The 25,543-nt window shown below is 47.9% G+C and carries 14 protein-coding genes, 1 pseudogene and 1 riboswitch; of the genes and pseudogenes, 7 read left to right on the top strand and 8 right to left on the bottom strand.

Going from position 1 to position 25,543, the window contains the following annotated elements; genetic code table 11:
• Positions 1-23: 23 nt before the first annotated feature.
• Together CF168_RS00700 and ribB are read right to left on the bottom strand one after the other, a co-directional pair.
• Complete coding sequence (locus tag CF168_RS00700; RefSeq protein WP_089066660.1) at positions 24-3,257, bottom strand: EAL domain-containing protein; 3,234 nt, start codon at positions 3,255-3,257, stop codon at positions 24-26.
• Between the two features lie 364 nt (positions 3,258-3,621).
• Positions 3,622-4,275 carry a 3,4-dihydroxy-2-butanone-4-phosphate synthase gene (ribB, locus tag CF168_RS00705; RefSeq protein WP_011620968.1) on the bottom strand — a complete coding sequence of 218 codons (654 nt, stop codon included), beginning with the start codon at positions 4,273-4,275 and terminating at the stop codon, positions 3,622-3,624.
• A gap of 212 nt (positions 4,276-4,487) precedes the next feature.
• Positions 4,488-4,722: riboswitch (FMN riboswitch) on the bottom strand.
• Positions 4,723-4,962: 240 nt separating this feature from the next.
• Here ribB and CF168_RS00710 point away from each other — a divergent pair.
• From CF168_RS00710 to CF168_RS00730, 4 genes and pseudogenes are all read left to right on the top strand, one after another.
• Entirely contained in the window at positions 4,963-7,098 is a 2,136-nt protein-coding gene (locus CF168_RS00710; protein WP_089066661.1) for a S9 family peptidase, read from the top strand.
• Between the two features lie 22 nt (positions 7,099-7,120).
• Positions 7,121-7,557, top strand: a pseudogene (locus CF168_RS00715) (GIY-YIG nuclease family protein).
• A 423-nt stretch (positions 7,558-7,980) separates the two neighbouring features.
• Positions 7,981-8,784 (top strand): hypothetical protein, encoded by an 804-nt coding sequence (locus tag CF168_RS00725; protein ID WP_089066663.1) that lies wholly within the window; start codon positions 7,981-7,983, stop codon positions 8,782-8,784.
• Positions 8,781-12,014 (top strand): DEAD/DEAH box helicase, encoded by a 3,234-nt coding sequence (locus CF168_RS00730; RefSeq protein ID WP_089066664.1) that lies wholly within the window; start codon positions 8,781-8,783, stop codon positions 12,012-12,014. Before CF168_RS00725 ends, CF168_RS00730 begins: the two co-directional genes overlap by 4 nt.
• A gap of 561 nt (positions 12,015-12,575) precedes the next feature.
• Here the strand turns inward: CF168_RS00730 and CF168_RS00740 are convergent.
• On the bottom strand, positions 12,576-13,352 hold the full coding sequence (locus CF168_RS00740; protein WP_089066666.1) for a hypothetical protein: 777 nt from the start codon (positions 13,350-13,352) through the stop codon (positions 12,576-12,578).
• A 270-nt stretch (positions 13,353-13,622) separates the two neighbouring features.
• Between CF168_RS00740 and CF168_RS00745 the strand changes: the two genes are divergently transcribed.
• Positions 13,623-14,390, top strand: coding sequence for a class I SAM-dependent methyltransferase (locus CF168_RS00745; RefSeq protein WP_089066667.1), 768 nt, complete (start codon positions 13,623-13,625; stop codon positions 14,388-14,390).
• Between the two features lie 24 nt (positions 14,391-14,414).
• On the opposite strand, the gene CF168_RS00750 is transcribed toward CF168_RS00745, so the two are convergent.
• The 3 genes from CF168_RS00750 to CF168_RS00760 all read right to left on the bottom strand — a co-directional run bounded on the left by CF168_RS00750 (position 14,415) and on the right by CF168_RS00760 (position 19,155).
• Complete coding sequence (locus CF168_RS00750; RefSeq protein ID WP_089066668.1) at positions 14,415-16,412, bottom strand: M14 family metallopeptidase; 1,998 nt, start codon at positions 16,410-16,412, stop codon at positions 14,415-14,417.
• Between the two features lie 131 nt (positions 16,413-16,543).
• Complete coding sequence (locus CF168_RS00755) at positions 16,544-17,662, bottom strand: FUSC family protein (protein WP_089066669.1); 1,119 nt, start codon at positions 17,660-17,662, stop codon at positions 16,544-16,546.
• A 263-nt stretch (positions 17,663-17,925) separates the two neighbouring features.
• A complete protein-coding gene (locus CF168_RS00760) occupies positions 17,926-19,155 on the bottom strand; it encodes a dicarboxylate/amino acid:cation symporter (protein ID WP_089066670.1) in 1,230 nt (409 codons plus the stop codon).
• A gap of 400 nt (positions 19,156-19,555) precedes the next feature.
• Here CF168_RS00760 and CF168_RS00765 point away from each other — a divergent pair, with 400 nt between their 5' ends.
• Positions 19,556-19,969, top strand: a complete 414-nt coding sequence (locus CF168_RS00765) for a DUF7716 domain-containing protein (protein WP_240520051.1) — start codon at positions 19,556-19,558, stop codon at positions 19,967-19,969.
• 81 nt (positions 19,970-20,050) lie between these two features.
• Here CF168_RS00765 and CF168_RS00770 read toward each other — a convergent pair whose 3' ends face one another.
• Entirely contained in the window at positions 20,051-21,784 is a 1,734-nt protein-coding gene (locus CF168_RS00770; protein WP_089066671.1) for a hypothetical protein, read from the bottom strand.
• Between the two features lie 406 nt (positions 21,785-22,190).
• Between CF168_RS00770 and CF168_RS00775 the strand changes: the two genes are divergently transcribed.
• Positions 22,191-23,654: an OmpA family protein gene (locus CF168_RS00775; RefSeq protein WP_089066672.1), complete on the top strand. Its 1,464-nt coding sequence runs from the start codon at positions 22,191-22,193 to the stop codon at positions 23,652-23,654.
• Positions 23,655-23,773: 119 nt separating this feature from the next.
• Here CF168_RS00775 and CF168_RS00780 read toward each other — a convergent pair whose 3' ends face one another.
• A complete protein-coding gene (locus tag CF168_RS00780; RefSeq protein WP_089066673.1) occupies positions 23,774-25,333 on the bottom strand; it encodes an AbgT family transporter in 1,560 nt (519 codons plus the stop codon).
• Positions 25,334-25,543 lie beyond the last annotated feature (210 nt).

A 25,543-nucleotide genomic window follows, 5' to 3' on the forward strand; every position in this document is an offset into this window, starting at 1 on the left:
ATTCAGCTTAATGAGCCTTTATATCAACTGTTTACGCATTTCTCTCGCTGCTCTAAGTGCAACATTTTCGGCAAGGTCTGGCCGAGTAATGGGGTAATCTCATCGAATGGCAGCGGTTTCGAGAGTAAATAGCCTTGTGCATAGTGGCATCCTAAGTCACGCAAAAACTTCCATTGGGCCTCGGTTTCGATTCCTTCGGCGACAAGTTCCATCTCAAGACTTTGCCCCATCATCACAATGGCCTTGACCAGATTAGCGTTAGAGCAGTTTTCGAGGGCGTGCTCGACAAAGCTGCGGTCAATCTTGATCACCGAAATCGGGAATTTCTTCAAATAACTCAAGGATGAATAGCCAGTGCCAAAGTCATCGATATAAATCTGCGAGCCTAAGTGGCGGATGGATTCGAGGGTGCTTAAGCAGTGGCTGGCATCACCCATCAGCATGCTCTCGGTGATCTCGATATGCACGTTTCTAGGATTGATATGGTGACGGTTAAAGCATTCCTGTAACACTTGGTCGAAGCCGATACCACGGGTATTAATGCACTGACGGCTGGAGACATTGATGGCGACATTCAGGTTGAGCCCCATATGCTGCCATTGTCTTAAATCGTGCATGGCTTGGTTGAGCACCCATTCGCCCATAGGTTCGATAAGCCCTGTCTCTTCGGCGATAGCGATAAATTGGTCTGGCGGGATCAGCCCTAAGTCGGGATCTTGCCAGCGGATCAGCGCCTCAACGCTGCAGATTTGTCCCGTCTTCATATCGACAATCGGTTGATAAAAGAGGGTAAATTCATCCTGTGCCACGGCGCGGCGCAGCCGTTGTTCCAGCTCCATGCGGGCAAACATGGCTTGGTTCATGCCCGAGGTAAAGTACTTAAAGTTATTCCGCCCAGCATCTTTGGCCTGATACATGGCCATCTCGGTATTGCGGGTCAGCGAACTCACATCGAGCCCGTCCTCGGGGTAGACGCCGATGCCGAAGCTGGCCGAGATCTGGATTTCCCGCTCATTTAAGTTAAAGGGCGCGGCTAAGGTTTCAATGATCCGGCTCGCCATATGTTCAATCGCGAACTCATTGGTGACGCGGGGGAGGATAAGCACAAATTCGTCGCCACCGATGCGGGCGACAAAGTCGTTCTTACCGGCAATATTTTCCAGCCGCTTAGCCACGTCTTGCAACAAGAGATCGCCCGTCGCATGGCCTTGTACATCATTGATATATTTAAATTGGTCTAAGTCGATCAGCAGAATCGCCAGCTTACGGGAGTCGTGTTGGGCGAGTTGGATTTCATGCTGCAGGCGCTCGTTAAACAGCTTACGGTTGGGTAGCCCTGTTAAGGTGTCGAAGTTTGCCTGATACCAGAGGTCTTGCTCGTATTGTTTGCGCTTACTGATATCCATAAATAAACCAATATGTTGGATTATTTCGCTTTGTTCATTACGCACCACAGTAATGGCGAGGTACTCGGGATACACTTGGCCATCTTTACGTTTATTCCAGATCTCGCCTTCCCATTTACCCTCTTTATACAGTGCTTCCCACATGGCGGTGTAGTAATGATGCGGGTGGCGATTCGAGCTTAGAATCGAGGGGCTGCGGCCCTTCACCTCTTCGAGGCTATAGCCGGTGATCTGGCTAAAGGCTGGGTTAATCAACTCGATATGGTTATCGGCATCCGTGACCATAATGCCTTCGGCGGAATAGTTAAATACGGCGGCAGCGCGGCTTAGGGCGTGGTTGGCCTTTTGGCGCTCGCTGATCATCCGATTCATGGCTTGTGCCATGCGAGCCAGCTCGTCGGTGCCAGAAGCATCGATATTGATATTGAGCAGCGGATCGGCGGCCATTTGCTGCATATCATTGGCAATCTTAGTGATTTTGACCATAAAGCTGCGAATGATTTTGCGGCCGAGCCAGAGGGTAATTGCCGCGGTAAAAATCGCGGAGAATAGATATAACCCGAGTAAACTGAGCGATTTAGTCTGCTCAACCTCACTCTGATGCGCCATTTTTTCGGTGATTTCATCACTGATGGCGTGCAACTTATTGATCCTATCGCTGGTGAGTGACCACCAGTGCTTGCTGCTGACGGGATGTGGCGGCATAAGCAATTTATTGATGGCGGCACTTAGATCTTGGTCATCCACTTGGATAAGGGCGCTGATTTCTTCGAGTGATAGCTGTTGATGCTTCAACTGCTGCAACTGGGTCATGCAGAATTGGTATTGATCTATGCTGTCCTCGATGGTTTTTACCGCAGGCTTAAGCTCAGGAATATTGCGGATCTCATGATTTAACTCATCGAGATTCAGCTGAATAATCGATAGTGCCTTAGTAAATCGTTCCAGCGCGGCACTGTTTCCCTTAATCAAATAGTCTTGAAAACTGTCAATCAAGCCACCGTAGCCTAAATGGGCATTGATATTTTGCACTAAGGTACTGACACGGATTTGCTGTTCGATGCGTTGGCTTATCTTGAGGATACGCAGGTTTTCGGGGGAGGTTTGTACCTTGCGGATTAAGGATTGGCGGTCGGAAATCGAGGCATTGCTAGCGTGTTCAACTGCTTGGCCATATTCGTACATTATGGTGCTGATCGCGCGGTAGTCGTTAATGCTCAGCGTCTGCGACTGTAACATCCGATTAATTGCATCGCGCTCTTTTACCGCCAGTTGTTGCACCATGAGTATATTGAGCAAATCCGTGTAGGCCCTAGATTGGCTGATATTGCTGGTTTGTAGCTGTAATTGCTGGATAAGTTTGACCAATTCAGCGTTGAACTGATTATATAAATCGATAAATGCCTTGGGATGTTGGTCTAAAGCCTCTTGGCGACCCGATGCCAGCTTATGGCTCAGCAGTGTCAGGGTATTGAGTTGCTCCTGCAACTGCACGGCGGCGAGTTGATTGCGACCCAATGCGGACATCAAGTTGCTTAAGGCTGAGCCGTTGAGCAGGGTGTCTAAGGCGTTCGACGTAACCTGTTGCTGCTGTAGGAGGCGAGTTTCTTCTTGGGGGAGTGCGGGGGCTGAAAGCTGGGCGCTGAGGCCATATTCGTTATGCAGTTGATAGAGTAGTTCGGTGGTTTGGGCGGTCGCTTGGATTGCCAGATGATTCTGATTGGCGGAGCGATATTCCTTCACTAGCACATACATCCGCGACAACACAAAAATACTCATCATCAGCAAAGGTAGCAGTGAAAACAGAATCAACTTCTGCTTCAGGCTGAGATGCTGTAGCGTGGATGGCATGTAAACTTACTCCTACTTTTGCCTGGTTGGAGACATAAAAAATCAAGGCATAACCTTGATATGTTGAAAGCGAAAAAAAACCAGACACTGGGTGTGGATATTTAACATAGAAGCAAGAGGGTCGCGACCCCTAGTTTATGGATATCTAATCTAGCTCACGAAATTCAGTTATTTATTATATATAACTAACATACTATTTTTATTAGTGTATTTACTCACCTAGCAAACAAATAAATTGCCTGTCTGTGATATCCGATGGGATTTGATACAAAAGCTAAGATTTTGTGCCAAGGATAATCGGCAAATAAAAAAGGACGTGGGCAGGGCCGACGTCCTTTAAATCGAATTCCGCTTGTGGGGTTAATTAGCCAACGTTGGCTAATAACGACTTACGGTAAACGACGATATCTTCAATCGTCAGCACTGGCATATTGTGCGCTGCACCAAAGGCGATAATTTCTGGCAGACGCGCCATAGTGCCATCGGGATTGGTGACTTCACATAACACGCCCGCAGGTTTGAGTCCGGCCAGTTGCATTAAATCGATAGTGCCTTCGGTATGGCCACGGCGAGTTAATACGCCGCCGGGTTGGGCGCGCAGTGGGTACACATGGCCTGGGCGAGCTAAATCACTCGGCTTAGCATTGTCGGCGATAGCGGCTTTAATAGTGGTGACGCGGTCCGCGGCCGAAACGCCAGTGGTAACACCCACTTTGGCTTCGATACTCACGGTAAACGCGGTGCCATATTGGCTCGAGTTGTTTTCGACCATAGGTGGCAGCTCAAGGGCTTTAACCTTTTCATCCGGTAAACACAAACACACGATACCGCTGCATTCGCGGATCAGCATGGCCATTTGCGCATTGGTCAGTGACTCGGCGGCAAAAATTAAGTCGCCTTCGTTTTCTCTATCTTCGTCATCAACGACCAATACACCTTGGCCTTGGCGCAGGGCTTCAAGACCCGCTTCAACGCGTTCGATAGCAGTACCAAAAGGAGCAAGTAAAGACTGATTCATGGTTAATATCCTTCAAAAATACGACATGGGAATTTCCAGAATCAGGGCGTGCAGAAATACAGCCTTTACCCCAATGGGGATTGAGCTGTAGCAATAGACCCGTTTAAGCTCAATGGCTTACGTCGGCTAATTGCAAAATATGAGGCTAACATTCAGATGGCGATGGCTTTCGCTCATTGGCTGAAACGAAGCGCCTGCATCCTAATGTTGTCTTACATTCTCTTCCATCCGGACTCAGTACCGTTGCTATGATGGCAAACAGTCCATTACCGTCGGCTCTGGAATAGTAGCGCTCGATAGGCGTTAACCAAAACGAGACAAGCTAAGTCACCAGATCTGCTGACCCCGAAATTGCATTCGGGCGCTCGCGGGCTTTAGTGGGAGTGAAAACGGCTCACGACACTATTTACCGCCGGTGGGGAGTTTCACCCCGCCCTGAGAATTGTTGTTAGGCCTTAGCCTAAAAACGCGGTTATGTTGCGCCTATTTAGTTGGAATGGCAATAAAATCGCGCCATAAATTGGGCAATGTTTGCGCAAGCGCACAACTGGCCGCCAAGCTTAAACCAGCATCATCTTTAGGAAACTCGCAACAAGCGCTAGCTTGGGTATATCATATCCGGCACAACAACTTATTGGCTTGCCGTCGTGCCCCACGATGGTGTTTGAACGTCACAAGGACGTATAAATGCGCACTCTGCTGCTTACTTTAGGTCTCGCTATGCTATTACCCGGTTGCTCCACTCCAAAAGGGCAAGTTTCTGCGCCCGTTGCGGAAAAAATTCCCCATGTGATGACCTTGCACGGGGTCACGCGCACCGACGATTACTACTGGATGCGTGACGATAAACGCCAAGATCCTAAGGTATTGGCGCATCTGAATGCCGAAAACCGTTACACCCAAGCCTACTTTAAGCCGCTTAAGTCATTGCAGGACGGGCTGTTTAACGAACTGACTGGGCGCTTAGTGGCCGACGAGTCGAGCGTGCCTTACCAATGGCACCAGCACAGCTATTACCGCCGCTACCAAGAGGGCGGCGAATATCCGCTGATCGCCCGCAAAGGCAGTGACGGGGTTGAGCAAATGATGCTGGACGTGAATGAGCGCGCTAAGGGCCATGAGTTTTATGGTTTAGGTGGCGTCAGCGTCAGCCCGGATGAAACCATGTTGGCCTTCGGTGAGGATGTCTTAAGCCGCCGCGTGTATAACATCTACTTTAAAGATATTGAGTCCGGCGCCATGATCACCGATGTGCTTGAAAACACAGAGGGACGCATCGTTTGGGGCAATGACAATCGCCATGTGTTTTATATCGCCAAGGATCTGCAAACCCTGCTGGGTTACCGCGTATATCGCCATGAACTCGGCACGCCACAATCGAGCGATGTGTTGGTGTATGAGGAGCAAGATGATGCTTACTACATCTCCCTCGGCAAGAGTTTAGACGAGTCGCAAATTGTGCTGTTCCACGAGAGCACCACAACCAGCGAAGTGTCAGTGCTGGATGCTAACGATCCCCTAAGCCTGTTCAAACCTGTGCTGGCGCGGGAAGAAGGCCATGAATACAGCGTATCTAAGCTGGGCGACAGCTATTACATTCTGACTAACTGGCAGGCAACCAACTTCCGTTTGATGAAAGTGGCGATTAAGGATGCCGCCGATAAGTCTAAATGGCAGGAAGTGGTTGCCCATAATCCTAATGCGCGCATCGAAGACGAGCTGGTGCTGAAGGATTATTTGGTGATTCAAACTCGTGAAAATGGCCTAACGCGTATTAAAGTGATGCCATTCAATGGTCAAAAGCCCTTTGAGCTTAGTTTCGATGAGCCCGCCTATGTGCTCGGTTTAGATGTTAATGCTCAGCAAGATAGCGACAAGTTACGGATTTTCTACTCGAGTCTGACTACGCCAGAGGCGATTTATGAGTACCACTTAAGCAATCCCGATAGACGCGATCTGCTTAAGCAGGAGCAAGTGCTCGGCGGCTTCGATGCCAGCCAGTACCGCGCCGAACGTTTATTTGTCACCGCCCGCGATGGCGCTAAGGTGCCAGTGTCCTTGGTGTATCGCAAGGATAAGTTCAAGAAAGACGGCACCAATCCACTGTATCAATATGGTTATGGTTCATATGGTTACACTGTAGAGCCTGATTTTTCGTCGTCGGTTATCAGTCTGCTCGACCGCGGCTTTGTATATGCCATCGCCCATGTGCGCGGCAGCGAAATGCTCGGCCGCCCTTGGTACGATGCGGGTAAGTTGCTGAATAAAAAGAATACCTTTAATGACTTTATCGATGTCACCACCGCCTTAACCGAGCAAGGTTATGGCCATAAAAATAAAGTGGTGGCCTCGGGCGGCAGTGCTGGTGGGCTGTTAATGGGCGCGATTGCCAATATGGCGCCTGAAAAGTACTTTGCCATTGCAGCACACGTGCCCTTTGTGGATGTGGTTACGACCATGCTCGATGAGTCGATTCCGCTCACCACCAACGAGTACGATGAATGGGGTAATCCAAACGAGAAGACCTATTTCGACTATATGCTTAGCTATTCGCCCTACGACAATGTTGCCGACCACGAGTACCCACACCTGTTGGTCACCACAGGTTTGCATGATTCACAGGTGCAGTATTTCGAGCCTGCAAAATGGGTAGCAAAACTGCGTGAAGTGCAAAATAAATGGTACAAACTGGACGATAAGGTGTTGTTATTCGACGTCAATATGGATGCTGGTCACGGTGGCAAGAGTGGCCGTTACCGTCAGTATCAAGACACAGCGCAGGAATATGCCTTCTTCTTAAGCCTGCTCGGCATGACTAAGTAGGCGCCAACGGGTGACCGATTTAGTGATTGAAGCCGCTAATTCAACTCCCTCGGCTAGCCCCCAAAAGGGGCTAGCCAAGCGCCAGCTGTTAACCAAACTCAGCTTTCGAGCAGGCCAGAAGCGCTAGGAGCTGAGCAAGTTTTGACTTCGGAGCAAGGCGCAACATCAGAGATAGAACAAGTCTCGAAGTGGTATCTGTACCTTATCCGCTGCGCCAATGGCCACTTATACACTGGCATCACCACAGATGTCGCACGCCGCTTTAATGAGCATCAATCAAGCAGCCCCAAGGCAGCAAAGTACCTGCGTGGCAAAGGGCCATTAACCCTAATGTATCAAGAACAAGTCGGCACCCGCAGTGATGCCCTAAGGCGTGAAATCGCGGTTAAGAAGTTAAGCCGCAATCAAAAGTTGGCGTTGATTGAATCTGCTTTTGAGCATAGTGCTGTCTCGTCCTGAAATAAGTTAACACCTTAAAATGATTAAGCACAGTCATTCCAGTGACACGCCATGAACTCATCCCTGAGGGCTCGACGGCGGCATCCATGCCGCCAACGGTCACTTCCATGTCGGTGCTTAATTCCATTAACCACTGAGTATTCTGTTAGCCTGCACATGCCCCAACTCTGTAGTTTCGGCACAAAATTTAACAATGGGTGTCTAGATAAACTACATGGGTTGGATTTTTAAACTTGGGTTTGTGTTATTAATTCCGTAGAATCTGTAACTAGAATTTATGAGAAATGCGTTGTTGGATCAGCAAGGTAGGGTAAGACGCCGTTGAATTGAATGGTTTTGTTTCTGACATCAATTATTATAACTTAAGGCTAGGGCTTTGAATAAAATGATTTTATTTGATTTTTATAAGCAGGAAATTGAGTGATGGTTATGCTTGCTTATACTCTAGAATATGATGTCAGTGTACCTCCTGTTGTCGCTTATGGAATTTCCTACACAGCTCAGCAACTGGACCTGATACTATCTGGTCCAGTGAAAGCTATTTTGCAAGATACAACAGGTCAAGAAGAGCTTCATGGTTTATTGGCTGGTCTTATTACTACAGATTTTGAGCATGCAGAATTGTCTAACGTACTTGCTGAAACCAATGAGATTGAGGATTGGCTGGTAGGTGAAGCAATAGCTGAGGCTTTTGTCTCAGAGCGTGGTGGGTGTGAATATCCTTGGCCTACATCTAGGGATCTAAAAAATTCGAATGCAAGTCCTGCTGGGTGTGACTTAACAGGACTTCAACTGCTTGATGATCAAGAATTGCCGTATCGTTTTAGTTTTGGAGAAGTTAAGACATCCTATTCTGCCAGTTCCCCACCAAGTGTAATGACTAGTCTAGGACATCAATTGTTTGGTTTACGTGATGACAAAAGGATCAAGGCAGACTTGGTAAAATATCTTGGAAGGCATTCCATTGGTAAACCTTGGCAATTCAAGTATCAAAGTGCGGTTAAACGTTATTTGCAGTCAAATGGTACAGACATAGCTGTATATGGCGTACTTATCCGTGATACAGCACCTCAAGAGACTGACATTCGTGGGAAAGTAAATGCTCTTGCTGCGAATTGTCCCGCAGCAACAAACATAGAGTTGCACGCTTTACACATTCCTGTTGGAGGTATATCGAATCTACCTGCACTAGCCCAATCTGCAATAAACGATGGGGAGAATGTATGACCTTATCATTTGAGCAGTTGCAATTAGTAGATAACCATTGGGCAGTACAATCTATCAATACAGAAGTTCGTAATGCAGCTTTTGAAACAGCTAAAGATAGTTTGGTAAATAGCGCATTGGGAAACTTGTTTACAGGTGAATCGATAGAAATTGATTATGATTCTATTGAGGACGTTGCATCTGCTTATGAACTTGCTGCTATTGAAGGGCTTTCTGCTTTACTTAGTCCTTCATCGTTAGATCAAAGCACCAAAAATACTGCAATCGCTGGTGCAAATAAAGCATTTGGTTTAATGCGAGTACTTCCTATTCCGGAAGATACAGATCAACGTATATTTCATGTCCTTCATCTTTCCGGCTTGGCGTATGCAGGGGATCGTTGGACAGATTTAAGGCGCTGGTTTGAAGAGAATGAGCAAAACGTTCAGATCCCATCTGTAGCGGATGCAACTTGGAGTAAGCGAGTAGTTTATCGTTTATTTGACGCCTGGATTCGCTTGCTTAGAAAGCGCTCTTGGGATGATTTAGACCAAATTTCAGAAATCATAGTAGGGCTTCGCAATGATCAGGCCCGCCATGAGAGAGCTTTCTTAGACTCTTCTCAAGGCTCAGCCAGACAAAGTGAAGCTATTCGCTTAGTTTCTTTATACCATTGGGCCAAGGCTACAGAACGACTTGCTACTTATATGCTTCAAGGTGAGCCACTAGCTATTGAGGCTGAACTCGATCAACATTTCGAAGCAGCTACAAAAGCAGCCCAACTATCTAGCGATACTAAGTTGGAGATGTTGCTGCGCTGGTTGCATGTATCTAGCCACAAAATGGCTGCAGGATCGATTTGGTGGGTAGCTCACAGTGTGAACTCTAGAGTAACGAGATTTGTAGATCATATTACTCGTCATAAAAGCATGTTTGAGTTATTACCTCCCCAAAGAGCTGCTTTGCAAGAGCAGAACTTACTTGATCCAGCAAGTAGAGCGGTTGTAATTGATATGCCTACATCTGGAGGAAAAACACAATTAGCGCAATTCAGAATGCTGCAAGCATTAAATCAGTTTGCTGATGACGGTGGTTGGATTGCGTACGTTGCACCTACTAGAGCTTTGGTATCACAGATTACGAGAAGATTACGCTCTGACTTTGGTCCTTTGGGCATAAAGGTAGAGCAGCTTACTGGTGCGATTGAAGTTGATGCATTTGAAGGTGCGCTTTTAAGTGAAGAAGAAGCATTTCAAGTATTAGTTGCAACGCCTGAGAAGTTACAGCTGGTTATGCGTAACAAGAAGGTCCAACGTCCACTTGTATTACTAGTGATGGATGAAGCACACAATATAGAAGATAAAGAACGAGGCCTGCGTATCGAGTTGCTTTTAGCAACTATTAAGCAGGAAGCCTCAAGAGCAAACTTCTTGTTATTGATGCCCTTTGTTCCGAATGCAAGTGAGTTGGCCCAGTGGCTAGGTTCAGGTAGAGGTAAAAGCATTAGTCTTAGTACGTCTGCTTGGCAACCAAATGAAAGAATTATTGGCCTGTTCGATGCAGAAGAATCTGAGAGTGGAAAGCGGGGCGATTGGAAACTAACGTTCGAAACGTTAATGACTTCTCAACGAACTCTCCATCTACGTGGTAAGCATGATGTTGATGGTATTCGACCGATTAAGTCATTGAGTAAGAGTAAAGTTGGTATAAACAACCTAGCTGGTGCTATGGCTAAAGTGTTTTCTAAACGTGGAACTAGTATTGCTGTAGCACAAAATATTCCATCAGCATGGAGTGTGGCTAGGTTAATTGCCGAGGAGTTGGAACCGTTTGATAGAATTCCAGAAGAAATTGCTCTAGTACAGCGCTTCTTAAGTACAGAAATTAGTCCTGATTTTGAGCTTATAGGAATGCTGGGGAAAGGGGTTGCTGTTCATCATGCGGGTTTGCCAGTGGAAGCTCTAGCTTTGATTGAATGGCTTACCGAGGAAGGTCATATCAAGGTTATGTGCGCTACGACAACTATTGCACAGGGCTTGAATTTCCCTGTGTCGTCAGTTTTTCTTGCCACTCCTAAATATCCTTACGGGATTCAAATGTCTCCACGGGAGTTCTGGAATTTAGCTGGACGAGCAGGGCGTATTGGTCACGACAGTGTCGGTGTAGTTGGAATAGCTGCGGGATCTAACCCTAATGAAATCAGGCAGTTTGTTAGTAATGCTACTGGTGATCTTCTTTCTCGTTTAGTAAGTATGCTTGATGAGATGGAATCAGTGGGGGAGCTACATGAGCTTTCAACAGTTATCCACCAAGAGCAGTGGGCAGACTTCCGTAGTTATATTGCACATCTATGGAATGAGAAACGAAACCTTGACGAGGTAATCGCAGAAGCTGAGCAACTATTGAGAAATACTTATGGTTTTAGCTCGTTGCGAGCAAAATCAGATGTGCATTCCCAACAGCAAGCGGATGCATTGCTTGAAGCTACTTGGGGCTATGTTAGACAAATTGCGGAATATCCTGAGAATGCGGCTTTGGCTGACTCTACAGGGTTCTCTCCAGAAGGTGTTCGTACTGCGTTGCTAGAACTCAATAATCTTGAAAATAAACTAACGACCGAAGATTGGCATCCTAATAGTTTGTTTGGGAATGAAGGCGGTCGCTCTGCTCTGCCAGACTTGATGGGTATAATGATGCGAGTTCCACAGCTTCAAAAGAGTTTAACTGATATTGGTGGTGACGGTATCGGTCATAAACGGTTGGCAGACATCACTCAAGCTTGGGTTGACGGCGCATCCCTTAGAGAAATTGCTACTCAGTTTTTTAATGAGGACAACTTAACAAATAGTCTTTCTAAAGCCTGTAAAGCTGTATACAGAGATCTTGCAAATAATGGTGCGTGGGGGTTGTCTGCATTAAGCAAAATGCCAACCGCAGGTATTGATTTCGATAGTTTAACGGACGCTGAATTGAGAACTTTGAATAATCTTCCGGCTATGTTGTATCATGGCGTTCGAACTGAGGAAGGCGTTTTAATGCGGATGAACTCAGTTCCTCGCAGTATTGCTGAAAACTTAGGTGTAGATTTTAAACAACGGTATGGAGATGTAGATGCAGTCTCAGCTCCATCTACTGCCAATGGTTATGTACGAATGTTGAGCTCTGATGATTGGTCGAGACTTTGTCCTGATGGTGCAGCAATGTCAGGTGATGATTACCAGAAAATCTGGAAACAGTTATCCGGAGTTTAGATTTAACAATGCAATTTTAGCATTAGTAAATCCTTATAAAGATGTTTTATGGCCAAATATTTGGCGGTGTATAAAAAGTAAAAAGGGCACAGATGTATCCCCTTAAAGATATATACCTGCTGAGATTGTTCGCTCGATTTTCACGTCACACTTATGCGCTGTTTAAGGCTAACATAATACGATTTAGCTCGCGGAATTAAGCACTGTCATGGAAGTGACCGTTGGCGGCATGGATGCCGCCGTCGAGCCTATAGGGATATATTTACGGCGAGTCACTGAAATGGCAGGGCTTAATTGCAGAACTATTAACTTTCATAATCAAATCAATCAAGTCGTTAAGCTTTGTTCTTTACCAAAGACTCGCTTGAATACAAGCCTGAGAAAGTCTCCGACGCAAAAAAAGATGCCACTACAAGGGGTTAGTGGCATAAAGTGCATAAGAATGTCCATGGAACGATAACGCAAAAAGGGTGGGTAGAAGACTGACATTTGGTTGGGTACTGCAACATCAGTCTCTACGCCGGGAAGTAGGTTGAGCGGTAACGCTATTGGTCTAACGGCTTAGTGTTTACTGACGGGGCCATCGATTTTATCGAAGCTCACATCCCCTGAACCTGCCGAGAGAATGGTTAAGCCCTTAGTGTTCACCACATTGATATCGCCTGAGCCATCGTTGATGGTGACTGTGTTTTGCACATTGGCGACGTTGATTTCACCAGAGCCATCATCGATGGTGATGCTGCCTTTAATATCATTGACTTGGATGCCACCAGAGCCATCGACAATCGCTAGGTTGCCGTTGACTTGACTGACTTCAATCGCGCCAGAACCATCGTCGATGCTGACATTATTGCCGCCATGGATAGCCAGTTCGCCTGAGCCATCCTTGACCTTAATATCCGCAGTCATCTTGTTGATCAAAATCGCACCCGAACCATCGTCTATGTCCAGCGCTAATCCGGCGGGCACTTGTAACTTAAGGTCGATATAGGGTGAGTAAGTGCTAAAGCTGCTATGGGATTCAAAGTCGGCCTTAAGCTGGGCTTTGTTGGCCTTTTTCTCAAGGGTGAGAATGACTTTGCTATCGTCATTGCTATAGATATCAGCGACTAACTTAATTTGGGTCAGGCCTTCGACACCGATGATTTCAAGGCTGCCTGCACCTGTTTCGGCGACGAGCGCCTGTAGGTCTTGGGCATCGAGGCTGAGTTCACGTTGTTGGTGGTCTAAATCCGGCATGCCAGCGGCGTTCACATTGATAATGCAGCCAGTGAGTGACACGCCAACCGTAAAGAGGGCGACAAATCCGAGGGTGAATATAAAAGGGCGTAGTGACATTTTCTTCTTCCTTGTTATCGACACTCGACGACCGACTGAGTGCTGAGCTATTAGCGATAAGCTTGATATCAGTCGAGATTGCACATCCTATGCCAATTTTAAAATGCATTAATAATCATGCAGATAAATCAAATGTGTCCGTTTGGGCGAGGGCGGACATGTCCGCTGAATGAGTGATTTTTCCTAAAGAGTGGTGAAATTAATCACTTATTCGGTTAGCGTGTGTCCAACATTCCAGCTTGATAAAAAGCGTAACCAGAAAGGACTCATATGGATTACTTAACGACCAATAAAATCGCTTGGGATGCCCGCACTCGAGTGCACTTAACTTCTGATTTCTATGATGTTGAAGGCTTTTTGAGTGGCAACACATCCTTAACGGAAATCGAGCTAAACGAGCTTGCGGTGGCGGGCAAAAGCCTGCTGCATCTGCAATGTCATTTTGGTTTAGATACCCTGTCGTGGGCGCGAATGGGCGCAAAAGTCATTGGGGTCGATTTATCCGAGGTGGCGATTGCTGAGGCGCGCAAGCTGGCACAGCAGACGCAGTTGTCCGCCGAGTTTATCTGTAGCGATGTCTACAGCGTAGCGGGCAAGGTTGAGCCGCAAGATATTGTATTTACTTCCTATGGCGCGATTGTTTGGTTGCCGGATTTAACGCTCTGGGCGCAGACCATTGCGGCGTGTTTAAAGCCCGGCGGACAGTTTTACATGGCTGAGTTTCATCCGGCGCAGCAGCTATTTGATGGGTATAGCTATTTTAATCGCGGTGAGCCAGACATTGAGCAGGAAGGGACCTATACCGAGAATGCCGGTGATGAGCTGCAGACCTTAATGTGCTGGTCCCATAGCTTGTCTGAGGTGATCAATGCCTTATTGCAGGCGGGTTTAGTGTTGGAGTTCTTCCACGAGTTTGCGTTTAGCCCCTATAACTGTTTCGAAGGGCTAGAGGCGCAAGCCGATGGCCGTTATGTACTAAAACACCAAGGGCAACAGGTGCCCTTGGTGTATAGCATTAGCGCGCGTAAGCCTGCTTAATCCTTGCCGTTTTTAACTGCGGGATTAACGGCTACGGTAGACCGGATACTTAAGATATTGATTATCGTAGTAAGGGCTGCGCTCATAGAACCAGCGTAAACGTGCCTCGGGATCGGCGGCAAACTCTGGGTTTTCCAGTGCTTTGTTAAATTCCGCCTGCAGCTTTGGATCTTCCTTAAGCATCTTGGCGGCCAGCGGCTCTACGGCGTAGTCCTCAATGTATTCGGTACGTGTAAAGATAGGGTTGAAGAAGCCCCATTGCAGTAACGAGTCCGGTGATTGTGGCTCGAGCAGTAAAATCGCCAGATCGCCTAAGGGTTGATCTGTGCTGATTTTCACTGTGCCCGCGGGCAAGGTGGTGGTTAGTTTGGTCAGTGTCGAGTCTGCCTTCACTGTGAGTCGCCCCTCGAACGCTTTGGTATTAAACACCGGATTGCTCAAGCTATATTGCTGCAATTTAAGCTCAGTTGGCTTGCTTAAACGTGTCATCCGAATGCCGTGTAGATTTAAGCGGTCGATCACTTGTGCCCACTGGGCGGGAATATAGTAAGCACTCGGGCGAGTGACTTTAATATCGGGCACAGTTTCGGCAATCACAGGTAAATTGGGGTACAGCTTAGGCTCGCCTGTCCAACGCACGACCTCGGTGCCGCTAATCGGGCTCTGCTCAAGCTTGTAATCTATGCCTTTAAAATCCCAGCCTTTAGCCAGTGGCGCCGATTTCCACGTTAATGTGATCAGTGGCGAGGCGCGGTATTTATCCTCTTGAATCGCACTCTTTAACTTAGTCGCTTGGTCACCCACGGTTTTCAGGGTTTGCTCTAGCATTACATAAGTGCCAAGTACGCGCTGCTTAAAGGGTTTTAAGCTGTGGTTCTCAATCAAAATGGTAGGCAGATGGCGGGCATCACCATAACCATTAGAAAAGCGTGGGCTAGGGTTCCACAGTGACATGCCTTTAGTGATGTCGGTATTGTCGACGGCAAAAATCAGCGGACCAGGGATATGGCCTTGGGCGGTTAATGCCGCTTCGACCGCTGGGCGGTAGCTATTTTCGAGCCAGCGGAAACTGGCGGGGCTCAAGCCTTGGGCAAGGTTGTAGCCGAAGGTGATGTCGTATTGGTAGTCGATACCGTCGGTGACATGCACATCGATATACAAATCTGGTTGCCACACATTGATTGCCCGCAGCATATGCTGCATTTCTAAGGTGTCGGCCTTGGCGTAGTCGCGGTTCAGGTTGAGGTTATTGGCATTGGTGCGCCAACCCATATTGACCGGGCCGCGCTGATTTACGCGGTTAAATTCGCCGCTGCGCTCATGGGCATCAACACTAAACATAGGCACAAACAGCAAGTTAGCCTTTTCGAGCAAGTCGATCTTGTCGCCTTTGATGATATCCCGCAGCAGCATCATGCCGGCGTCTTTACCGTCGATTTCGCCCGCGTGGATCCCGGCCTGCACTAGAATCGTCGGCTTAGTGTTTTGCTTTAAGCGTGCCGATTCGTTAATGCCTTCGCTGCTGGCGACATACATCCAAATGTCGCGCCCTTGAGGGCTCTTACCTAGGCTGACTTTCTGCAATTTGGTGGTTTCGGCCGCCAGTCGGTCAAGCCAAGTAATAGTATCGTCATAGCTTGGGCTTTCGGTGCCGTTGCTTTGCTCGAAGGGGGTCGCCCATTCGTTATCGGCGCTGAGTAACAGGGCTTCGCTGCCACCGTGCCAAGTGATGCTTGGCGGGAGAATGGCGTCATTCACAAAGGTATTGGCGCGAGTCGGTGTTGCTGTTACTGCGGCTGCGGGAGTGGCTTCTGCCGCGGGCGAAGCGCTGCTGTCGGCGCTGGCGTCAACTGCGTCGGTTTTAGCTGCCTCAGTGTTTGCGACTTCAGCGTTGGCAGCTCCAGTCGTTGTCACTTCGGGTTGTGCGACTTCGGTATTCGCGGCAACAGCTAACGGGGCGGTGAATAGTGAACCCGCCGATAAGCAGGCAATGGCGATAACGGAAGGGGAAAACAAGCGCATGAAAACAGTCCACACATCGAATTTTTATTAGGGCGGTATCTTTTCATTAAGCCCCTGCGAGTGCAAGGGCTGCCAAGGGTTTATCTTGGTTCGGGTGAGTGATTTTCGCTGCCACGCCCCGTGATAACAGTCTATGAAGGTTTGGCGATTTTATGTAACACGGTTTGTCCGCTATAGGCGATTTCAATAATCTCGATATCGGCGTAGAGCGCTTCGACGGCAATGGCGAGTTGATAGATAAGCCAGCCGTATCCCGTGAGGGCAAATCCCTGCGCGACTTCATTGGCTAAAGGGGCCGAATTTGGCGTTTGGGCGGCTAAGCTGAGTTGTAATCTGTGCTGCAACTCCTGCTCTAATGAATTTGGTAGTGTTGGCAATGTGGCTGTTTTACCTGCAACAAATTCACTCAGCCTGTGAAGATAAGCCGTAAGCTCTGCGGCGACACGGTTGATTTGGTGGTATGCCTCTTTGTCGGCCTCCTGCCAGCGACTCAAAGGTAATAGCTCGAGTAGAGTGATCAGCCGCACCTGTTTATTGACTAATTCCGCCAGCAGCACTTTATGTTTTTTTAGGGTTTGGCTTTCCCACTCGAGGGAGAAAAACAGTTTCTTCTGGGTTAAAACCGCCTTCATGGCCGTCTCGAGTTCGGCGCGAAAGTCTAAATCATGGTTGGCGGGGGCCTGTAGATGTTGGGTCAGCACTTTGGCCATACTGTCGATGGCATTGGCGAGCTGGCTGCGCCAGTCCTGCTTGGCCTTAATCGGGAAGATAAACAGCGACACCAGAATCGCGATAACACAACCGAGCAGAATATTCGCCGTGCGCCAGAGTGCCTCTGAGGTGTCGTGGTTCGCATCGCCCACCACGATAATAATGGTAAATCCCGCCACCAGATAGGCATAGCTGTAGCGCCCCGCCGAGATAAAACAGATCAGCGTGACCCCTAAGATCAGCAGCCCCATAATCAGCCAATAACTGTCGATAGTGGCTACTAACATCACGCCATAAGCCGAACCTAAACAGGTGCCTACTGCCCGTTGCAGGGACTTTTCAATTGCGCCGCCCACCTGCGGCAGACTCATCATAATGATCACTATGGTCACCATGCTCCAAATAAAATGCGGCGGCGACCAAATGGCGTTAATGGTGACGGCAATCAGCAGGGCGAGGCCGAGTTTAAGGGCGTGAATGGCGCGGAAATGACGATAGATAAAGTCGGCAAAAGGGCTTGCAGGGGCAAATACGGACATAATGCAACACTCCTTTGGACTGATGGTAGCCAAGCCATTATCGCAGAAAGGCACTGTGTCCGTGTGGCTTGGCAGATAAAGAAATACGAATTGCGAGGCGGCGCCGTTTGAGCTTAGACCAAGGCGTCGGCAAGATCACATAAATCTGCATTAAGTGATACAAAATCAGAGGGATAAGATGCGGTATCCCGAGGGTTTAGGTATAAAAAAGGCTTGAATAAGCAAGTCTATTCAAGCCTTGGTATATCAATGTATTTATGCTGTTAGTTCGAGCTTGGCTCTGCGGTGTACTTATCCATAATGATGGCGCAGGCGGCATCACCTGTGATGTTGAGTGCGGTGCGGATCATGTCAAACACTCGGTCGAGGGCGAATAACAGTGGTAAACCATCAATTGGAATCCCTGCGGCCAGTAGTACAGCGACCACTAAAAATGACGGACCGGGGACACCCGCTTGGCCAATGGCACCCAAGGTAGAGGTAAAGATAATCGCGGCATAGGCGGTCATCGACAGATCGATGTTGTACATTTGCGCGAAGAACATGGCGACTAAACCATAGTAAATCGCGTTGCCGCTCATATTGATGGTGGCACCTAAAGGCAGCACAAAGGCGGTGGTTGCCTTAGAAACCTTAAGATCTTCTTCACAGGTTTCCATATTCACCGGCAGCGTGGCCATAGACGATGCCGTCGACAGTGCCATCACCTGAGGTTTTTTCATCGCCGAAATAAATTGGCGTGCCGATACCTTAGAAAACAGCTGTACCACTAAGGGGAAGAATACAAAACCGTAGATCAGAATCGCGGCCACAAACACGGCAAACAGCTTAAACACGACTTCTAAGGCATCGAAACCGAAGGTGCCGACGGAATCGGCCATCAAACCAAATACCCCAATGGGCGCAATCACCATCACACAGTTGATCATCCACACAAAGGCGTCGACGACGGTATTTAACGCCGCCATGATGGGCTTGGCGCCATCGCCTTTTACCTTGGTCAGAGCGATACCGAAAAATATACTAAACACCAGAATTTGAAGGATATTTCCGCCAGTTAGTGATTCGAACACATTGGTTGGGATCATGCCAATAAAGGTGTCCATGACTCCTGGCAGTGCGCCATGTTCGGCGGTGACTTCCATCAGGCCGCTACTGCTATGGGCGGTAAAGTCGACGCCCGCGCCCGGGGTAAACACCTTGCCCATGACTAATGCCAAGGCCACGGCAATTCCCGAGGTGACAATAAAGAAACCGAAGGTGCCGACACCAATCTTACCCGCCGAGGGGCTATCGCCTAAGCTGGCGGCGCCGCTGATGATAGACACCAGTACCAGTGGGATCACTAGCATTTTGATTAGATGGATAAAGATGGTACCCAGTGGGGCGAAGATGCTCGCACTTTCGCCCATGGTAAAACCAACCAGTGCGCCAATAATCATGGCAATAACCACTTGCACACCAATGTTGCCTAATAAACTCTTGCTCTTCATTCTTGCGAAACTCCCCAATTACCGCGGCATTTTGTGTGTTAAGACTAGTTATCTATTTACAGGCCTGCCCTCGCTTTTGGCGTAAAAGCTCAGCCTTGACACGTTTTTTTGGGCGCTTAAGGTACCACAGTTGCTGTTATGGGTTTTGTGAAACATCACCAACCTTGGTTTGAAAATAACCAAAATCTAAATAACGCGACGACTAAATGAATAATGTTTAAAAATACATGCTGTAAAATAACGTTTATTTAAATTTGATTGGTTTTTTGTCCATCGAATTGATGAATTGTGATTTTGGCTTTGATGGACGCAGATGTCCTCTCGTATTCTTGGGGCGAGTTGAGTCGCGAGAACTCCCATCTGTTACTTGTATGCATCTTGGGAGTGGTGAATAGCCTCTATGACCATGCAATTTAGTGACTCACTCGGTTTTACTATGACAACGCCATTCGAGGACATTATGAATATCAGCTCATTTTTCGGTCAGCCCGAGTCGTTACAGCGCTGGATAAGAAAGTGCATCGAACAACCTGGATTAAGTTATTGGCTGGTCTATCAAGATCTTGATGACGGTGAATCTCTACAGTTGACCACGCTATTATTCCCGATAGTGGCTGATAGGGATCTCTCGGATGCCGAAATCGATGCCTTTGAGGATGGTTTAGGCCGCAGTGACTATGGTTATCTGCTAAACACGGATCAAATAGAGGATGTGATTGATAATCTTAAGCAGCAAAAAGCTCAGCCCAGTGAACAGGAACTGCTTGAAGCCATTATCTTTTACTATGAGCGAGATGCATTTATCAGCCTCTAATGGGCTCTTTGTGGGGGGCGCGACTTAAGCAGAGATAAGCGCCCCCGAGGAATCAACGCAGGGGCGCGGATGGAGTAAGCTTTACTTTGCTAGCGACTTAAAGTGGTTGTGCAGGGTATTGCTGAAACTTTGGTCGTAGGTAAAGCGATATAACTGTTTATTGTCAGTCGTATCAAATGCCGTGTTTAGCTCAACTTCAGTCAGCAAGTTTGAGGTTACAAGGTAGTAGCTTGGTTGCACCATCTGGCTCGCAATCGGATCCTCCACAATTTCAGTGATAGTTAGCAGCTTGCCGCCGTTCGGACTGGTGCTAATGCTCCATTCATGTTGGCTTTCAGGCTGACCGAAGCTATCGAGAATGGTGAATTTATTCGTTGAGTCCTCTACGTAACTCTCGGGGTAAGCGAAGGGCCACAATAGCTCCACGATCAAGCTAGTAGAAAGCTCGCTCGCGGTTTCAACGCCCGTTTCATAGGTGGTGGGATCTTCTTCGCGGCATAACACGTCGGCAGTTTGCTTAATATCCATGCGATATATTTGTGAAGGCCAGCTGAGTGACGCCAACTTAAGGTCGCTCGGGAGGTTTGCCAGCAAATCTTGCCAGTCAGCGGCCGTGTTTTGATACTTATGGAAATTCATTTCGACAGGAACTTCAGTGCCGGCATAAACGGTTTTTAATTGATTGCCTTCAATCACAGGTTCTTTGAGGACATACCCTTGGTCGTTACGTGAGGCATTGATCCATTTCTTCATTGGCTCATTCCAGCATTCGGTAGGGACTTCCTCTCCCGACGTGTTGTCGAAGATCATCACAGCGTCACCTGAAAATACCCCAGTAAGAGTTTGGTCAGCAGTACCATAATCTAAGCTGACAAAGTGGCTGTTGCGAACGGTGGCGATATTGAGCACATGAGATGCGTCGGTATGATTGAGCATGCTGCTAAACACTGTATCCCAGTCAGTGCTGTTCATCGCCTTACCATCAACCGGCGCTTCCATATAACCGAAGGACACTAAGGTGCTCTCCACCTTATTGGTGACGGCAACGGGATTAGTTTGCAGATAAGCCTCAGTGCCAAAACCATACCCTAGGATTAAATTCTCGAAGGCTTCAAATGCGGCGATTAACACTTCGATAGCCGCCAAAATTTCCACTGTGCGCTCATTGGTGAGGTTTAGCAGGTAATCGTGTAACAGCAGGGTGTCGAGAAATGTGGGTTGCAGGGTGATTTCGGGCGAAAGACTAAATAAATCGGCTTCGACTTGTTTAAATCCAGTGGCGTATAAGGATTTGAGTTTGGCGCGGAACTCAATCACTTGCTGTGGCGTTAAGTCGGCCTCAATCATCTTGCGATAGCGTGAAAACTCAATATTGGTCAGCGCGTTGATATGACCCGCATGATCGGGCAGGGCAACGATATTCATGCCGCCAGTGGTGGCACTGGTGTTAGCTGCGGCAGAGCTCATCGCCAATGCCGAGCGTGCAGATGACGGTGCGTTATCAATCCAATTGGCCAACAGGTAATAGTTAGGTTTTTCGGTCTCGCTTTTCCAATCGATTTGATACTTACCGTCAGTGTCCGTAGTGGTGCTCGGTTCACCCTCTGAGCAGCTTAAGTCTTGGTTGAGATCGACGCACACGTTGGCCCCGGCGATAGCGCCGATATAAGTGACTTGACCTGTGACCTTATGTGCGTATTCAGTTGGAGGCGTCGGCTCTGGCGTCGTGGTGGTGTCATCTTTATCGTCTGAGCCAGAACATGCCGTCAGCAAACTGGTGGCGATCAGCAAAGAGAGCAGTTTAGGTTTAAACATCTTGTGTCCTTACATTAATTCGGCAATTTCCATTGCACTAAGTTAGCGTGGAGTCATCTGATAACGTCGAGTATTCAACGTGTTGCAGTGTTATTCGTGGCCAAGCCAAATAGCATGAGCCTAGGTGACTAAGAAGGGCGTGAGTATCGGTCTGAATGGATAAAAATCGACGCCGCTTGTGATAAAACATGTGGCTTGATGTGAAATCCCTTTCACGACAACGTTTGGCATCCTTCCGGTCAAAATGCGGCTGTTTTTAAATCAGTCTGCATTTTCGGCAGCTATTTTTGCTTGTACAACCCATCGCCTCAATCACGCTAAAGTATTAACTTGTTTCATATTTGTTATTGCGCAATCCGTTTAGTGTTACTTTTCGCAGCAGTATTTCTATGGAGAGTAAATATTGATGCGTGTTTCTAAGCGGAGTTGTTTTGCGGGGTTATTGGCTATGTCGACGAGCCTGTTGCCATTGTCGTTGATGGCGGCGGATGAGGGATTATTTACGCCTTTTCCTACGGCGAAATTAAAGGATGAATTGACGCGCCATTATGCCGAATATCCCTTTATTATCAGCGCGGGTGAACAAAGATCTGACTATCGTTTTAAGCCTATCTTCGGTCAGGTCCATCAGCAAAAATATAAATTAGCGCCTGAATATAGCCCCGCGCATATTCTCGACAATTACCGTGAGCAGATTAAAAAGCTTGGTGGCGAAGTCCTATTCGAGTGTCTGCTTGAGGCCTGTGGTGATTCTCGCTTATTGCGAGAGAAAATTGCCCTGTTAGATGGTGTTATTGGTGTTGAAAGTGGTTACTTGTTTGCTCGAGTTAAAAATGAGCAAAAAGAGTTTTATACCGCCATACAAGCAGCAGTTATGGATGATTCTGCGGGTCTTCATATTACGACGCTCGAGGTGATCCCCGAGCCGTTAGATTTAGTCACAGTTAATGCTGCATTTTTACAGCAGGCGCCTAAGCAAATCGAGTTTAAAGATAATCAAAAGAAGGATACCAACGGCGCCGAGGATCATCCGCTTATCAGCCGCCTAAAGGGAAGTTATATCCAGGACTTTAAACGCCAAGGCTTTGCCAGCACTGCCTTTGTGTCGTCAATGGATGCAAGCAATAAGCCTGTGCTGGTGGAGCGTGCGGGTAAGTTGACTCAAAATGGCTATTCAATACCAAAGGAATATTCGGGTTACGAGGTGTTCACTAACTACAAGGTGGCATTGGCTAAACTCGGATTCGAGACGCAATTTGAGTGTCTGGGAAAAGCCTGTGGTAGGGAGGATAGGTTTATCAAAGCCATTGATTCTCTGGTGAACATTGGTAACGAAGACAGCCAGTTTTATGCTTGGTATACCTTAACGCGCCCCGAGGGGAATGTGCATGTGAGCACTTATACCATTGGTTATATCGGCGGCTTATGGACCGACTTGCGGGTGTTAGAGGAGACTGAGCTTAAGGATGATCGCGTGGGGATCAATCTTGAGGCGCTGACCGACCAAATCGAAGTCAAGGGGCATGTTGCCTTAGAAGGGCTGTTATTTGAGTACGATAGCGACAAGTTGTTGCCCGAGGCGCAGCCCGTTGTCGAGGTGCTTGCCAGTTATTTAAAGGCAAATCCTAAGCGTGCATTTTATGTGGTGGGTCATACCGATGACAAAGGTAATCAAGCCTATAACCAAGGTCTATCCCAGCGCCGCGCGGTGGCGATTGTGAAGTTATTGACCACGAGTCATGGTATTCCAACTCAACAATTGGAAGCCGTAGGCATAGGTGAACATGCTCCCGTTGCTAGCAACAGTGATGAGGCGGGGCAGCAGCAGAATCGCCGTGTCGAGTTAGTATTGAGATCGGATACGAAGTAAACCCAATCGTTTGATTCAATAGATATAAAAATGGCGTCAACTCTTGTCGAGTTGGCGCCATTTTTGTTTATCTGTGATAGTTCAGCCGACGTCTCTGCTAAGCGATATTTATACTAAGGCTAAGATAGTGCCGGGAAGGAGAGTGAACTGCCAATTCCTAATGGCAGACCTAGGGCCCAGTAAGCGAGTAAGAAACCGCTCCAAAGCAGCAGAAAACTGATTGAAAACGGCAGCATCAGCGCCACTAAGGTGCCAATGCCTGATTCCTTAACGTATTTTTGGCAAAACACCACAATCAACGGAAAGTAAGGCATTAGCGGGGTAATGATATTGGTCGACGAGTCGCCCACGCGGTAAGCGGCTTGAGTCAAATCGGGCGATACGCCCAGCTCCATTAACATGGGCACCATAATGGCACCAATCAAGGCCCATTTGGCCGATGCCGAGCCGACTAATAGATTGACGAACGCGGTGAGAAACACAATCCCGACTAATGTTACGCCCATAGGAAGGGCCAATTCTTTCAACGCCAACGCGCCTTTAATCGCCATTAATGCGCCTAAATTGGATTGACCAAAGGCATAAATAAACTGGGCGCAGAAGAAGGCCATGACAATGTAATAACCCATGCCGCTCATGGACTTACTCATGCCTTGAATAATGGCTCTGTGGTTATTCGCCGTGCCCGCAACATAGCCATAGACTATGCCTGGCACGAGGAAGAACACAAAAATAATCGCCACAATGGAGCGCATTAAGGGAGCTGAGGCACTGGTTAGCGCGCCATCGGTACCACGCCAGGCAGAGTTGTCACCATAGGCGGTAAACACCAGCCCTAAGGCACATAACAACATGGCGCCCATAGCGAATTTGAGACCGCGGCGCTCATGGGGCGCCAGCTCATCAAGCGTTGGCAGCGTGCTGGGATCGCCATTCACTGCGGTGTTTTTTAGGCGCGGCTCAATCACTTTATCCGTTAAGAACCAACCAACTAAGATAATTAACACGGCTGAAGCCGACGTAAAGAAGATATTATTTAGTGGGTTAATCGTTAATGTAGCGGCCGCTGGGTCGGCCGATAATCTGGCCGCGGCCTGAGTTAAGCCCGCTAACATAGGGTCAAGGCTCGATGGCACACCGACGGTCGCAGAAAAACCGCCGGATACGCCAGCAAAAGCGGCGGCAATACCGGCTAGGGGATGACGACCCGCGGCATAGAAGATCACCGCGCCGAGTGGGATAACCAGTACATAACCCGCATCAACCGCGACATGGCTCAGGATACCTACGGCTATCAATACCGGGGTGAGTAACATCTTGGGGGTCACAGATAAAATCGAGCGCAGACCAGCATTAATAAAGCCAGTATGCTCAGCCACGCCAAGCCCCAGCATAGCAACCAGCACGACACCGAGCGGTGGAAAAGTCACAAAGGTGGAGACTATGTTCGAGGTAAATGCAGTCAGTGCGCCGCCTTCGAGCATATTCACGACTTGAATGGGGTTGCCAGTACGAGGGTCGATTTCATCAAAACTGACACCCGATAATCCCCAAGAGATCAGCCAGACTAGGCCCAGAAACATCGCAAATAACACCGCCGGATCGGGCAGTTTATTGCCGACGACTTCGACGCCATTGAGAAATCGCTGGAATCCAGTGACAGGTTTATGGTTTTCCATTTGGGTGCCGCTTCCTAAAAAATGATGATTGTTATCTGTGATTATAAAAACGCAGCATTAATTTAAGCTTGGTTTAACTAATCGATAAGAAATAAAACACATAAAAAATCTATCGCAGTGACTTTAGTGCGGCAGGCTCTTAGTCATAAAATCAACAGGCAAATAAAAAGCGCGGGTTCATCGCTGAACCCGCGCTTTTTTACTCAATAA

This window comes from Shewanella bicestrii, assembly GCF_002216875.1.
GTDB lineage: Bacteria > Pseudomonadota > Gammaproteobacteria > Enterobacterales > Shewanellaceae > Shewanella > Shewanella seohaensis.